Source organism: Bradyrhizobium rifense, assembly GCF_008123425.1.
GTDB classification, from domain to species: Bacteria; Pseudomonadota; Alphaproteobacteria; order Rhizobiales; family Xanthobacteraceae; genus Bradyrhizobium; species Bradyrhizobium rifense.
The window spans coordinates 153,328-167,447 of record NZ_VSSS01000050.1 but is presented as its reverse complement, the minus strand read 5'-3'; the positions used below and the strand labels follow the sequence as shown (position 1 = coordinate 167,447).

Genomic DNA, 14,120 nt, shown 5'->3' with positions numbered 1-14,120 from the left:
CCCGTTCAGTGAACCTGGAGCTCGGGCTGACGACCCGTCGCGGGATCGGTGCCGGCGCTGTTCTTGCGCGACTGGTAGAACTTCAGAATGCTGCGTGACGTTTCGATCTTGAGCCGGCCGAAATCGCGCTCGTTGTCGTGCAGCTCGCGCGCCGTGATCAGATGATCCTTGGCGCCGAGGAACAACAGCGACATCGTCGTGTCCCAGGAGAAGTCGAGCGCCTTGCACAGCACCAGGATCATCTCCCGGTTGCGGTCCATCAGCGCGCGCTCGATCACGTCGACCGGCAGCGACGACAGCAGCGAGAGGCCGATCTGCACCTCGTCGAAACGATGCTGGCGCGCATAGTTCGAGATCGAGACCTGGTTGAGGTTGCCCTGCCGGTACTGCGTCGTCACCACGCGCTTGGCGACGAAATAGCTGCGCGAGGACGGGCCGAACTTGGACTGCAGATCGCCGGTGACCTCGGTCACCGAGCTCTGGATCTGCGACATCATCTCGGGGCGCTCGGTCTCGAGCCGGCGGCGGACATCTTCCGACGCCTTCGAGATGAGCTGCTGGAAGATGTGGCGCGGCACGTCCTTGCGCAGGCCGAGCTGCTCGGCGAGGATCGAGTCACCCTCGGCGCGGCGAACCATGTGCAGCAGGCCCGAGCTGGAGAAGCGCGCGCCCTCGTTCTTGGCGACCGAGGTGACAACCTCCTGGTTACCACGCTTGACGAGCACGTCGGTCACGGCCTCGCCGATGGCATCACGCTGGGCGATCGCGAGCAGATGCGCCTGGCCCTTGGTCATAGCGCTCGCGACCAGCACCTTTTCGTCGATCCGGGTCGAGTCGCGCAGCACGGGGCCGGCGACCTCGATCGCGTCGTCCAGAGCGAGCTTCTCGATGACGTTGAGCGGCGCGTGATCGCAGCCCGCCATCAGTTCGGAGAGCTGCGCCCGCGCTTCGACCTCGATCTCGTCGGCAAGCCGGCCGATGACCTCGCCGAACATGCTGATCTCGTCGTCGACATAACGACCGGTGATCAAAAGGTCGGTCGCATGCCACAACGCCTTCGCCCGGCTTTCGTCGGTACCGCGCGCGATCGCGTCGTCCAGATCCTGTAGAAGCGATGGTGCCCCGTTCATCTCGATAACCCCAGTTCTTGGTAGTTCTTTAGCGAGCCGTCCCGCCTTCTCTTGGCAGGACTCCGAATTCCTCTGGGAACCCACACTAGGGATCAAACGCGAGAATCCGGTAAAATCGTCACATCAGTTTTGCCGGGCAAAATTCGTTCAAATGCGAGCGAATGTGGTTACCACCGCGCAAGGCGGAAGGTGCGCTCCCTCTCCCGCTTGCGGGAGAGGGTTGGGGAGAGGGTGCCTCCGCAGTGGGAGCCCCCAAGAGGATAGAACCCTCACCCGCGCCTTCGGCGCGACCTCTCCCGCAAGCGGGAGAGGTTGACCGAGCCCGCGGCGCGTTCCGTGCAAACCAAAACGGGCCCTACGGATTCGACGGCGTCAGGACCAGCGGCGGCTTCGGTCGGGCTTTTGCCGGCGGCGGGCCCGGCGCGGGCCGCACCTCGATCGGCGGCGGCAGGGGCGCGGCCTGCTGGCTCGCCAGCGGCGGGCTCGGCACGGCGGGGGCGGCAAGCGGCGCCTTCGGCATCGGTGCGAACTTGGGCTCAACCTTCACCTTCGGCGGCGCGCGGCGCGGATCGCGGCCGGGCATCGGCACGTCGGTCAGCGACGGCGCGGGCTCAGGCTCGGGCGAGACCAGCGTCGGCAGCGCGGCCGTGGCCGGCGGCGGCTCGCCGCGCTCGATGGCATCGAGCCTTCGCGTCTCGCGATCGATCGTGCGCACCGCGAGCCACGACGACAACGGCGTGAGATCGACGGTGCGGCTGAGCCTGTCGGGCGGGCCTGCCGCAAACAGCTGGATCTCCGGCGGCGCGCCGGAGAGCCCGGTCATGATCGGCGTCAGGCTGGCGCGGATGTCGGCCTGGTCGGCGGGAATGTCGTAACCGCCGGAGACGATCGCTCGGGCGTTCTTCGCTTCAAGGGGAGTTGCGCCGACGCGCAGGCGGCCGTCGCGGATCGTGAACGCGATCTGCGCCGAGGCAACCGCAATGGGAGCGGCCGACAATGCGGGCTCGACGAGCTGACGCAACCGGTTGTCGTCGCTGACCTGCCCGCCGTCGCTGGCGCGGATGGCGATCTCGAAGGCGCGCGGATTGAGCCCGCTGATCTCCGCCGCGTCCAGCGTCACTGTTCCATTACCGGCGAGCGCGCCGGTCAGCGCCGAGACGCTGCGGCCCTGGCTCGTCAGCGTCATCTGCACCGAGACGCGCCCCTTGGGCAGAGCGAGATCGCGGTAGCGCAGCGACGCCGCATCGACATTGGTAAGATCAAGGTGCACGTTCAGCGCCAGACCGTTGGCGCCGTTCCGCGCATCGAGGCTTGCGGTCATCTCGCCACCACCGACGCCGCCCTTGAGTGCATCGAGCGCGAGCGACTGACCATCGCCCCTGATCGTGCCGCTGAACGGACGCATCTCGATTCCGCCAGGCCAGTTGCCGCGCAATGCCTGGAACGCGATCCGGCCGCGCCAGCCGCTGACGAGACCTGCGCTCAGCGGCTCGCCGCTGTCACGCCCGGCCGCGCCGACGGCCAGCGCGAGCGCGGGCATCAGATCGAGCGTGTCGAGCCCGAATTCGCCGTCAACGCGCTTCTCCTGATCGAGCGTCACGGCGAGACGGCCGCGCAGATGCGAGCCGAAAGCGGTGCTGTCGAGATCGTCGAAGGTCAGGCGATTGCCCGATAACCCGACGCGCGAGGACAGGCTCACATTCTGGGCTGATTTGTCGGCCGGGCTGGTGCCGAACAGCGGCGCCAGATTGGCGTTGCGGACGCGTAGATTGACGCTGGCCTTCGGCTCCGGCGCCGACAATTCGACGCTGCCTTGCGCATCTGCATCCAGCCCGCCGCCACTGAGCTTGGCGTTCAGTTGCAGGGGCCGGCGCCACGCGCCGCTCACTTTGCCCTCGATCTGCGAGGCGCCCGCACCTGCAGCGACCATGCGATCGAGGCCGAGCAGCGCCGTCAGCGAAGCGGCCTGCGGCGATGACAGTTTCGACTCCAGCGTGAAGTCGCTGTTGCGCAATTTTTCGATGTCGATGCCGTTGACGGCGGCGACCGGCGGCTGCGCGGTGAGCGTTGCGGTGGCCTTGAGCTGCGGCGCATCGAGGTCGAGCACGGCGCGGGCGTCGCTGCGATCGGCGTGCTCGGCGTTCCTGTCGAGGCTGAGGTCGAGCTTCAGGCGCGTCGCACCGGGCAATGGCGCGATCGCATCGAAGCGTGCGCGCAGCGCCGGCGCGATCGGCTCCAGCAGCGCCGTGAGATCGCCCAGCGAATTGGCTGACGATTTCAGCGCAAGCTTGCCGGTGGCCCTGGTGCGATCAAAACTGCCGCTCGCCTCCGTGGTCACGCCGCTGGCCTGGCCGAAGCGCAACTGCTCCAGCGACAGCGAGGTCGGACCGTAGCCGAGCTTGGCCGCGAACGGCCGCAGCTCCTGTCCGGCCGAGATCGCGCGCCCGATGTCGAGCGAGAGTTTTGCCTCCTCCGGCCATTCACCCTGCGGTCCGGCGAGCGCGCGGACAAAACTCGCGGCGGCATCGAGGTCGAGCCGGTCGGCCTTGAGGTCGGCATCGATCCGCGAGCCTTTGCTGGCACCGGTCTGCGCAAAGGCGATGCGGCCCTCGACCGTGCCGCCTTCGATGTCGGCTTTCAGTTTGTCGATGGCGAGATGGTTGGCGGCGACCGTCACGTCGCCGGCTAGGCGCAGCGGCCGCGTGCTGCGGCGGTTGACCTCGCTACGGCCCTGCAGCCAGGCCACAAGCGTATCGGGATCGGAGGACTCGACGCTCAGGCGTCCGCTAAAACTGTCGGCGCCGGGCGTGGCGCCGTTGAACGACAACTGCGTCATGCCGGGTGCGCGCAGCTCGAGCCGCTGGAAGGTCCAGGACCGGCCGTCGGTCTGAAGCTCGGTCGTGATGTTCTGAAGCGGACGGCCACCCAGCATGATCTGGTCGGAGTTGAACTCGATCTGCGCCGGGATCGGCGCCTGCGGGATCGCGGCAAGACCTGCGCGCAACGCCGGCAGGATGCGCAGCGGCTCGGCATCGTCCCGGCCGGCGAGCTTGTCGGCATCGACCTGCCGCGCCGACAGCACCGCGCGCAGCAGCGGCGAGGCACCAAACCTGATATCGCCGACGCCGCCGAGCTTCAGCGCAGCGTCTTCGGGACCAAAGCTGGCGTCGACCTGATCGAATTTGGCGCCAGCCGGATCGGCCTTGAGTTTTGCGGTGAGCTTCCAGGGCATCGGCCCCGCCTCGCCCGGCTTCTTCGTCGGCGGCACAGCCAGCGTCAGCGCGCCGTCGAATTTCGGCTGGCGGTTGTCGAAGGCGAGCACGCCTTCGAGATCGGCCAGGACGGCACGCTCGCCGGGATCGATGTTGAGGTGAAGACGGGTGGCGCTGCCGTCGGGGCTCGGGCCGGAGGAGACGCGGAAAGGATAGCGCGTGCCTGCGGCAGTGAAATTGCCGTCGCCGCGCACGGAGCCGGCAAGCGAGCGCACGTCGCCGGAGAAGACGATGTCGTTGAGCTCAAGCGTCGCGCGGCTGGCGGCGTCGTGAAGCGCGATGCGGCCGGTGAGGTTCAGCCGCTCGATGGCGAGCGAAGCGAGGTTGAAGGTGCCGCTCGCGGTGGACGGCAGATCGACCTTGCCCTTGGCGTCGAGGCCGAGATCCACCGCCATGCCACCAACCGAAAGCTCGGTGGCGCGCCATTCGCCCCGCATCAGCGAGCTCAGGCTAAACTCGACGTCGAGCTTGTCGGCGCGCAGACGGCCGAGATCGTTGTTGCCGCGGAAGGTGACTGAGCGCAGCCGCAGGGTCGGCGCCGGCAGGAGCCGCGCATCGAGCGCGCCCACCACGCGCACCGGCACGCCGATGATCTGGCTCGCCTCCGCCTCAAACTGGGGCCTGAACTGGTTCCAGTCGACGAAATAAGGCCCGATCAGCGCGGCCAGCAGCGCTAAGATAAAGGCAATTGCCAATCCGAGCAGCGTCGTCTGCACGGGTCTCCCCTCGGCCAAGCCGGCACCCGGGTCAAACCCAAGCCTACAACCAAGCTTCAGGCGCGCCGGAACTGCCCCTTATATAAAGGGAAGTGTGGCGAAGTCACAGCGACTGTTGCGCACGGAGGTTAACGTGCCCCGCTATCACCAGCTTGCCGGCAGGTGCCTCAGCCCGCGCAGCACGAAGGTCGGCCGCCATGCCGGGTTTTCGACGTCGTCGATGCGCAGATCGGGCAGCCGGCGCAACAGTGTCGCGATGGCGATCTCGGCCTCGATGCGCGCCAATTGGGCCCCCAGGCAGAAATGGATACCGCCGCCGAACGACAGCGGCCGGACGTTCGGCCGGGTGATGTCGAGCCTGTCGGGGTGATCGGGATAGACCGCCGGATCGTGATTGGCCGAGCCGAGCAGGCAGAGCACGGACTCGCCCTTGGGGATCCGCTTGCCGCCGAGATCGTCGATCTCCTCCAGCGTGACGCGGCCGGTCATCTGCACCGACGAATCGTAGCGCAGGAATTCCTCGATCGCGTTGGTGATCAGGTCCGGCTGCGCCTTCAGGAGCGCGAGCTGGTCGGGATTGCGGTGGAGCGCCAGCAGGCCGTTGCCGATCAGATTGACGGTGGTCTCGTGGCCGGCGCCGAACAGCAGGATGATGTTGGCCGTCAGCTCCTCATTGGTGAGCTTGTTGCCGTCTTCCTCGGCCTGCACCAGCTGGGTGGTGAGATCGTCGGCGGGACTGCGGCGGCGCAACTCGAACAGCTGCTGGAAGTACATCTGCGCCATCATGTTGGCAGCGTTGCCCTTCGCGATCTCCTCGGGCGTCATCGGCACCGGATCGAGCAGCCGGCCGCCCTCGCGCGAGCTCTTGTAGAAGACCTCGCGATGCTCCTCGGGGATGCCGAGCATGTCGCAGATGATGGTCACTGGCAGGCGGAAGGCGAAATCCTCGATCAGGTCCATGTGGCCGCGGTCCTTCACGGCATCGATGGTCTGGTCGACGATTTCTTGAATGCGCGGCCGCATGTCCTCGACGCGGCGGGCGGTGAAGGCCTTCACGACGAGGCCGCGCAGGCGGGTGTGGTCGGGCGGATCGGCCTGCAGCATCCAGTAGCTCATGCTGCGGAACACCGGCTCCTTCATGATCTCGGGGCCGTAGCGGCGCGTCGTGCGCTCGACGAAATCCTTGCCGAAGCGCTTGTCGCGCATGACGAGGCTGACATCGGCGTGACGGCTGGCGACGAACTGGCCGAACGGCGTCTCGTGGATCGGATCGACCGTGCGCAGCCGGTCGTAATGCGGATAGGGATTGCGGATGAAGTCCGGCGCCAGCGGATTGAACAGCGGATCGCCTGCGGGTTGCACTTGCTCGTTCATGGTGACCTCGACATCGGTTGCCGCATGACACGATACGCGAGGCTGCTCCGAAGCCCGGCGTAACCATCCCTGTAATTATCAACTCGATACATTATTGTATCGAGTTGCATTCTGCCCTAAACTGGCCCGATGTCAAGGGTGAGAACCAGGCCGACCAGGGACGACACGTGCGACAAGCTGTTCGAGGCAGCCGCGCGGATGTTCGAGCAAGACGGCATCGGCGGCGCCAGCATCGAGGCGATCGCGGCAGAGGCCGGCTTCACGCGCGGCGCGTTCTATTCGAACTTCGAAAGCAAAGACGAATTGATCTTCGCCATGCTCGAGAATCACGTCGAGCAATCGATCCGGCGCAATATGGAAATCCTCGCGCAGCACACAAATCTCGACGACTTCATTGCAGCGCTGAAGGCAATGGACCGCACCCGGCAGGATCCGCTCGGTCGCTCGCCGCTGCTGCACATGGAGATGATCCTGTTCGTCGCGCGTGCCGAGAAGCGTCGGCCCGAGCTCGCCAAGCGGCTGCGCGCGCGGCGCAAGCTGATCGCCGACATCGTCGAGGCGACATTGAAGGACAACGCGAAGGGCGAGACGCTGAACCCGCCCTGGATGGCCTCCGTCGTGTTGGCGATGGAGGACGGATTTCGCCTGCACCGGCTGATCGATCCGGAGACGACGCCGGCCGACAGTTTTTTGCGCGCGATCACGGATTTGCTGCGCAGGACGGGATTGGCGTCGGACATCAGCTCATAAACAAAAGGGGAGGTCGCCCTGCGAGCGACCTCTCCTGCGCACTTAGACGGCTCGCTTGTCGCGATCAGCCTTTTTGAAGGGCGGCCGCGGCCTTGCGGATCACGTCGATCACGATGTCGGGCTGCGAGAGCATCGGCACGTGGCTGCTCTTCACCTCGGTGACGGTCGCGCCCATGCGCTTGGAGACCCAGCGTTGCAGGTCGGGATGCACGGTGTGGTCCTGCGTGGCCAGGATGTACCAGCTCGGCTTCGACCTCCATGCGACCTTGTCGGCGGTGAGCTTCTGCTGCTGAAACAGATTGGCGACGGGCGCATAATGCGTCGCCCACACCAGCTTCTGGTCTGCCTCGGAAAGGTCGCCGCAGAAGAACTCGGTGCCGTTCGGAAGCAGCCAGGCACGCCCATCCGCGACCTCGACGCGCGAGAAAATATCCGATGGATACTTTTCGAGCTGGTCCTGTACGGTCTCGCCGGCGTCCGGCGCGACCGCGGCGATGTAGACGAGGCCGACCACGCGCTCATCGGTGCCTGCGCCCGTAATGGTAGCCCCGCCATAGGAATGACCGACGAGGAGAACCGGGCTGCCGACACGGTTGAGTGTGCGCTTCACCGTCGCCAGATCCTCTTCGTAGGAGTCCAGGCCATATTGAACGGCGATCACCTCGTGCCCGTCGGCCTGCAATGCAGGTATGACCTTGCTGAAGCACGAGCCGTCGGCCCAGATGCCGTGACAAAAAACGATCGTTGGTTTCGCGGGCATTTGCGCTCCTTTACAGTTGGAGAGCGCAGTATGGGCGGGGAGAATGTCACGTCTTTCGCGATGGCACGATTGAGCGCGATCAAAAAAGCGACATCCACTCCAGGTCCGTTGCAGACGACTTGACCGTCTGGACGATCACCCATAGCGTTACATGTTGTAGCATTAAACCAGCGGCATGCCTGCAAGTCGAGGGGCGCGAGAAACCATGAAGGCCTGGTTCTGGCTTGTTCTGGCGGTCGTGCTCGGCACGTCGCCGGCGTTCGCCATCACCGATAGCGATCTGAAGGCCGCGCTGTCGCAGCGCTTCACCGGCGATCGGACCGGCGCCTGTGTTGCGGCCGGCGTGATCGACAACGGGACCGCCGCGACAGCTTATTTCTGCGCCGATCCCAAATCCGCGCGCCCCTATGACGAACACACGACCTTCGAAATCGGCTCCGTCACCAAGACGATGACCGCGGCCCTGCTCGCCGAGCTGATCGCAACGCATGACATCGCGCTCGACGATCCCATCGCGAGACTTTTGCCACCGGGGACAAGCGTGCCCTCATTCAACGGCCACGAGATCACCATCGGCGAAATCGTGACGCATACGTCCGGCATGCCGGCGAACCTCCCCGACTACCACCCGCCGGACCCCAGCAATCCCTATGCGGGCGCAACCGAGCGCGACCTGCGCGATACCCTGGCCGCGATCAAGCTGACGCGCGAGCCGGGCTCGAAATGGGAATATTCGAATCCCGCGATGATCGTTCTGTCCTATGCGCTCGCCAAGCGCGCGGGCAAGGATTACGAGACGCTGCTTCGCGAACGCCTGCTCGGTCCGCTCGGCATGAACGAGACCTATGTGGCCACGCGCCCGCCGCAGGTGCATCTGGCGCAAGGCCATTATCCCAACGGCGTGGCTGCGAACCCCTGGGATTTTCATCCCGACATGGCCGGCGTCGGAGGGGTGCGCGCGACGCTCGCGGACATGTTGCGCTACATGGAAGGCGAGCTCGGCACCCGCGACAGCGCGATCACGCCGGCGCTGACGCTCACGCAGCAAGAGGTTGCGTATGTCGACGGACACCGCATGGGCATGAACTGGAATCTGCTCGTCACGAGCGGACACACCGTTGCGTCCCACGAAGGCGCGACCGGCGGTTACTCGTCCTTCGTCGGATTCGATCGTAACGCGAAGCGCGCCGTGGCCTTGCTGAGCGATACATCCCTGGTCACGCTCGGCGGCCTCGGACAATTCGGATTTCACCTGCTGGACACCTCACGGTCCGCCGGCGCGCCGCACGTCGCGATGGATGCCGATGCCAAGCTGATCGACGCCCTGGTGGGCAGATATCGCCTGCAGGGCGGCCTCGGTATCGAATTGCGGCACAAGGACAGCGGCCTGACCATCCAGGCCGACGGCCAGAGCGAATTCGAGATGGGTTACGACAGCGCCGGCGACTTCTATCCGCACAAATTTGACGCGGTGTTGCGGCCCAAGCGCAAGGCGGACGGAAGCTATGGCTTCACCTGGTTTCAGGGCGGAGGCGCAGTCGAGGCCAAACGCATTGATCCGCTTCCGGCGACGGCGAGCAAGTGGATGCCGACCGACGCGCAACTCCCGGACTACATCGGCCTTTATCCGCTGACGCAAAAGTTCGGGCTGCGCATTTTCGTCGCGGACGGACGGCTCAATGTGCAGGGGACCAACCAGCGGCCGCTCAAGCTCGCGCCGGTCGAACAGGATATCTTCGTCGCGGAGCAGGTCGGCGCGGAGATCGATTTTACCCGCGATGCCGGCGGCAAGATCTTTGCGTTGACGCTCAGGCAGAACGGACAGGTCCTGATGGGCGAGCGCCAGCAGGATACGACGACCGAACCGGCCAATCGCTGAACCCTTCGGCGTCACCGAGACCGTAATTCCGGGAAGCGGCAGCGAGACCAGCGATCAGGCCGCCACGCTGATCGCGTAGCGTCCAGGAGCGCTCGCTATCCATGGCAAGCAGAGGCCTTAGAGCCGACTACGCCGACCGCTTCACCGCAGGTACTCCCGCCGGCTTGACATCGAGCCGGCCGAGCATCGCCCTCGCCTGCTCGGCCCAGTGCTCGATCAGCCAGCGCTCGAAGGCGACCGGCGCGAGCGCGGGGGCATAGAGGAAGCCCTGCACGACGTCGCAGCCGAGCTCGGCCAGCATCTTGCGCTGGCCTTCGGTCTCGACGCCTTCGGCGACGACGGTCAGGCCTAGGCCCTGGCCGACGCGCACCACGGCGGTGGCGATCGCGAGTGCGCCGGCGTCCTTCTCGATGTCGCGCATAAAACTGCGGTCGATCTTGAGCTCGCGGATCGGCAGATGCGCGAGGCGGCTGAGGCTCGAATAGCCGGTGCCGAAATCGTCCACGGACAGGCCGATGCCGAGCGCGCGGATCGCGTGCATCGTCTCCAGCGCGGCGGCGCCGTCCTGCATGAAGGTGCCTTCGGTGATCTCCAGCATCAGCGCATCCGGCGGCAATTGGTACTCGGCGAGAACGTCCTCGAGCCGCGCGGCCAGCGTGACGTTGCGGAAGTTGATCGGCGACAAATTCACCGAGACGGAGGGTATGTTGAGCCCGGCGCGGCGCCAGCTTGCCATCTGCCGGCAGGCCTCGCGCACCGACCACAGACCGATCTGCTCGATCAGGCCGCATTCTTCGGCGAGCGGAATGAATTTTGCCGGCGAGACGTCACCGAGCGCGGCGTCATGCCAGCGCGCCAGCGCCTCGACGCCGTGGATGGCGCCGTCGCAGCTGCGGATCTGTGGCTGGTAGCTGAGGCTCAGCGCATTGTCGGCGATGGCGCCGCGGAGTGCCGCGATCATCGCCAGCCGCTGCTCGGTCAGTCCGTTCATTTCAGCACTGAACATGCGATGGGTCGAGCGGCCCGCCTGCTTGGCCATGTACATGGCGGCATCGGCCTGCTGCATCAGCGTGTCGATGTCGGTGGCATGGTCGGGATAGAGGCTGATGCCGATGCTGGCCGACATCGGCATCAGCTTCGATCCGAGCCGCAGCGGCGCGGCGAGCGCCTGGGTGACGTCGACCGCGACGCGCTGGGCGCCCTCGGCGTTGCGATTCGGCAGCAGGATGACGAACTCGTCGCCGCCGAGCCGGCCCAGCATGTCCTCAGGCCCGATCTGCTCGCGCAAACGCTGCGCAAGCTGGATCAGAAGCTCATCGCCCGCGGCGTGGCCGAGCGTGTCGTTGACGTCCTTGAAATGGTCGACATCGAGGAAGGCGAGCGCAACGTGGCTGCCGTTTGGACAGGCGGCCATCGCGGTGGTGATCAGGTGCCGCAATTGCGCGCGATTGGGCAGGCCGGTGAGGATGTCGTGATAGGCGAGCCGCGCGATCTCGGCGCGCGCCTCCTTGCGCTCGATGGCGAAGGCGCCGAGGTTGACGCAGGCGTCGACGATACGCCGGTGCCAATTGCTCGGCGCACGCTGCTCACGGAAGTAGAACGCGAAGGTGGCGATCACGCGGCCGTCCTTGGCCTTGATCGGCGTCGACCAGCAGGCGCGCAAACCGACTTCGAGCGGCATGGCCTTGTAGGGCTGCCAGCGCGGATCGGTATCGATATCTTCGGCCAGAACCGGCTCGCCGTAATAGGCCGCAGTTCCGCAGGAGCCGACGTCGGGCCCGATGGCGATGCCGTCCAGCGCGCGGGAATAGTCCTCGGGCAGGCTCGGACCGCCGAGCGGATGGACGAGCCCCGAAGCATCGACATGGAGCAGCGAGCAGACGACATCGGGCGCGATCTCTTCGACGCGGCGGCACAGCCGGTCGGCGATCTCGGTGATCGGCACCTCGTCGGCGAGCGCGCTCATGATGAGCTGCTGGAGCGAGCGGAGCTGCCTGGTTTCGGTGATGTCCTCGAGTAACGCGAAGAAGTGCTTGACGCGGCCCTTCTTGTCGCGGAAGGCGTCGATCCGGGCACACACCCAGATCTCTTCGCCGTTCTTGCCGTAAGCGAGCACCTCGACCTCGCCGCGCCGGCCCCCTTGCATCAGTCGCTTGACGAGCTTCGCGACGGCGTTGCGATCGGTATGGCGACCGGCAAGGAGCTCGGCCGCGCGGCGGCCCTCGGCTTCGTCGCTGGTATAGCCGAACAGCGCCGTGAAGGCGGCATTGACGTAACGGATATTCTGCTCGACATCGGTGACGATCACGACGCGATTGGTCTGGTCGGAGACCGCGTTGAGCAGCCCGATCCTGACACGGCGCTCAGCATCGGCCGTGACGTCGCGCGCGAACACGATATGATGGGTTGCGCCGTCGATCGTCGCCGATGACAGCGCGATCGTCGCCTTGATCCGGCTGCCATCGCGCCGCACCAGGCTGATCTCATCGCGAAAATCCGCGACCGGATCGGCCTGAAGGCATCTCAGCGAGAGGATTTCCGCATCGCGGCCGAGCACGTCAGCGCGCGCAAGCTTCCAGATCCGCTCCGCGCCGGCGTTGAAATGCGTGATACGATGCGCGCTATCGACAATGACGATGCCGTCGTCGGCGCATTCGAGCGCCGCCCGCAGCACGTCCGGCATTTCGGTCACTGGGCAGTCGGAGGCAGACATCGTTGGGCTCGGCAGCATCAGGACAATGCGGCAATCGGCCCCAGGCTAATGCTCCGATGGTGTCCAAGACGTTTTTGCAACCGGCTCGCGCTCCGCCAAGCCGCGACATGCTTAACATTCCGCGAAAGATGCGGAGGTAATCCGGTGCAGAAGGAACCTATTTTGTAGCCCGAAGCTTGTGCAGCCGGCCAGCCACGGCCCGCACCTTGCCCGGCGAGGCTTGCCAGATCGACAGTGCCGACAGGAGGCTTACGACGATGGCGATACCGAAGGCGAGCGTGTAGTCGCCGACGCGATCGTAGAGCAGGCCGGTCACCCACGGACCGGCCGCGCCACCCGCCAATGCGGCAAGCATGATCATGCCGAAAATGCCGCCCTGGTGGCGGCCCCCGAAAATCTCGAACACCACCGCGCCCATGATCGAGGTGAGGCCGTAACCGAGCGCGCCTTGCGTGAACACCATCAGCCAGACCAGCCAGAACGAGGGTTGGAACTTCAGCGCCATCAGCGCCGCGAAGCAGATCGCAAAGCCGGCGCAGCTGATGGCCCACACCCATTCCCGCCCGATCCGGTCGGAGATATGGCCGAGGAAAATCTGACCGGGAATGCCGAGCAGGCTGACGGCGCCGAGCGCCCAGACCGCAACGCTTGGGCTGAAGCCGATGTCGAGCAGGAATTTGGTTTGGTGCACCTGCACCGCGTACCAGATGTACAAGCCGCAGAAATAGCCGAGCGCGATCCACCAGAAGCGCGCCGTCGCAACCGCGCGCTTCAGCGTCCAGTCGGTGGCGGCCCAGACGGGATCGACGATGTTGGAGGTCGGCTTTGCGCCGCCCGCGGCCGGCGCAGCGTCGCCGTCGGGCTGGAGGCCGATATCTTCGGGGCGCTTGTGCAGCAGCAGATTGATCGGCGCCAACACGATCAGGATCATCAGGCCCATCGCGGTGCAGGCGGTGCGCCAGCCGGTCTGCTCGATCAAGTGCTGCACCCATGGCAACAGCGTCACCGAACCGATGCCGACCCCGGCAAAGGCAATGCCGATGGCAAAGCCGCGCTTGCGGATGAACCAGTTCGGCAGGAACAACGATTGGCCGGAATAGCCGAGACACACCGAGCCGGCGCCGACCATGACGCCGATCGTCAGATAGAGATGCCAGGGCTGGCTGGTGAGCGGCGCGAGCAGCAGGCCGCCGGCCATCAGCAACACGCCAAGCTCCATCACCGCGCGCGGCCCGGCGCGATCCATCAGCCGTCCGATCAGTGGGCTGGCAACAGCGGACGCAACGAACCCGAAGGAGAAGGCGCCTGCGGTGACGCCGCGCTCCCAGCCGAATTCAGAGAGAATGGGCGGATAGAACAATGAAAAGGCGGTACGCGCGTTGACCCCGATGGCCATGGTGACAAAGGTCACCGCGACCACGACCCAGCCGTAGAAGAACGGAAGCCGCATTTTTGTTTTGTTTCATCCCTGGACGATCCTTCGGACCATCTGGGCTCGCCTGGGTCAAGCGATTTTCGCGAATGCC

Annotated in this window: 8 protein-coding genes; 2 read left to right on the top strand and 6 right to left on the bottom strand. The window is 65.7% G+C overall.

Going from position 1 to position 14,120, the window contains the following annotated elements; translation table 11 throughout:
• Positions 1–5: 5 nt before the first annotated feature.
• The 3 genes from FXB40_RS30570 to FXB40_RS30560 all read right to left on the bottom strand — a co-directional run bounded on the left by FXB40_RS30570 (position 6) and on the right by FXB40_RS30560 (position 6,492).
• Positions 6–1,130 carry a DUF2336 domain-containing protein gene (locus FXB40_RS30570; RefSeq protein WP_148775824.1) on the bottom strand — a complete coding sequence of 375 codons (1,125 nt, stop codon included), beginning with the start codon at positions 1,128–1,130 and terminating at the stop codon, positions 6–8.
• 355 nt (positions 1,131–1,485) lie between these two features.
• Positions 1,486–5,118, bottom strand: coding sequence for an AsmA family protein (locus FXB40_RS30565; RefSeq protein ID WP_148775823.1), 3,633 nt, complete (start codon positions 5,116–5,118; stop codon positions 1,486–1,488).
• Positions 5,119–5,262: 144 nt separating this feature from the next.
• A complete protein-coding gene (locus tag FXB40_RS30560) occupies positions 5,263–6,492 on the bottom strand; it encodes a cytochrome P450 (protein WP_148775822.1) in 1,230 nt (409 codons plus the stop codon).
• Positions 6,493–6,621: 129 nt separating this feature from the next.
• Here FXB40_RS30560 and FXB40_RS30555 point away from each other — a divergent pair, with 129 nt between their 5' ends.
• Positions 6,622–7,242, top strand: coding sequence for a TetR/AcrR family transcriptional regulator (locus tag FXB40_RS30555; RefSeq protein ID WP_148775821.1), 621 nt, complete (start codon positions 6,622–6,624; stop codon positions 7,240–7,242).
• A 64-nt stretch (positions 7,243–7,306) separates the two neighbouring features.
• On the opposite strand, the gene FXB40_RS30550 is transcribed toward FXB40_RS30555, so the two are convergent.
• Complete coding sequence (locus FXB40_RS30550; protein ID WP_148775820.1) at positions 7,307–8,002, bottom strand: alpha/beta fold hydrolase; 696 nt, start codon at positions 8,000–8,002, stop codon at positions 7,307–7,309.
• A 205-nt stretch (positions 8,003–8,207) separates the two neighbouring features.
• Between FXB40_RS30550 and FXB40_RS30545 the strand changes: the two genes are divergently transcribed.
• Positions 8,208–9,881: a serine hydrolase gene (locus FXB40_RS30545; RefSeq protein WP_187437250.1), complete on the top strand. Its 1,674-nt coding sequence runs from the start codon at positions 8,208–8,210 to the stop codon at positions 9,879–9,881.
• 127 nt (positions 9,882–10,008) lie between these two features.
• On the opposite strand, the gene FXB40_RS30540 is transcribed toward FXB40_RS30545, so the two are convergent.
• Together FXB40_RS30540 and FXB40_RS30535 are read right to left on the bottom strand one after the other, a co-directional pair.
• Positions 10,009–12,594, bottom strand: a complete 2,586-nt coding sequence (locus FXB40_RS30540) for an EAL domain-containing protein (RefSeq protein ID WP_148775818.1) — start codon at positions 12,592–12,594, stop codon at positions 10,009–10,011.
• A 157-nt stretch (positions 12,595–12,751) separates the two neighbouring features.
• Positions 12,752–14,044 carry an MFS transporter gene (locus FXB40_RS30535; RefSeq protein ID WP_148775817.1) on the bottom strand — a complete coding sequence of 431 codons (1,293 nt, stop codon included), beginning with the start codon at positions 14,042–14,044 and terminating at the stop codon, positions 12,752–12,754.
• Positions 14,045–14,120: the final 76 nt, after the last annotated feature.

Excerpts from the sequence above, each read along its gene's own strand:
- FXB40_RS30570 (WP_148775824.1), bottom strand. The coding sequence starts at position 1,130 with ATGAACGGGGCACCATCGCTTCTACAGGATCTGGACGACGCGATCGCG.
- FXB40_RS30560 (WP_148775822.1), bottom strand. The coding sequence starts at position 6,492 with ATGAACGAGCAAGTGCAACCCGCAGGCGATCCGCTGTTCAATCCGCTG.
- FXB40_RS30555 (WP_148775821.1), top strand. The coding sequence starts at position 6,622 with ATGTCAAGGGTGAGAACCAGGCCGACCAGGGACGACACGTGCGACAAG.
- FXB40_RS30550 (WP_148775820.1), bottom strand. The coding sequence starts at position 8,002 with ATGCCCGCGAAACCAACGATCGTTTTTTGTCACGGCATCTGGGCCGAC.
- FXB40_RS30545 (WP_187437250.1), top strand. The coding sequence starts at position 8,208 with ATGAAGGCCTGGTTCTGGCTTGTTCTGGCGGTCGTGCTCGGCACGTCG.
- FXB40_RS30540 (WP_148775818.1), bottom strand. The coding sequence starts at position 12,594 with ATGTCTGCCTCCGACTGCCCAGTGACCGAAATGCCGGACGTGCTGCGG.
- FXB40_RS30535 (WP_148775817.1), bottom strand. The coding sequence starts at position 14,044 with ATGCGGCTTCCGTTCTTCTACGGCTGGGTCGTGGTCGCGGTGACCTTT.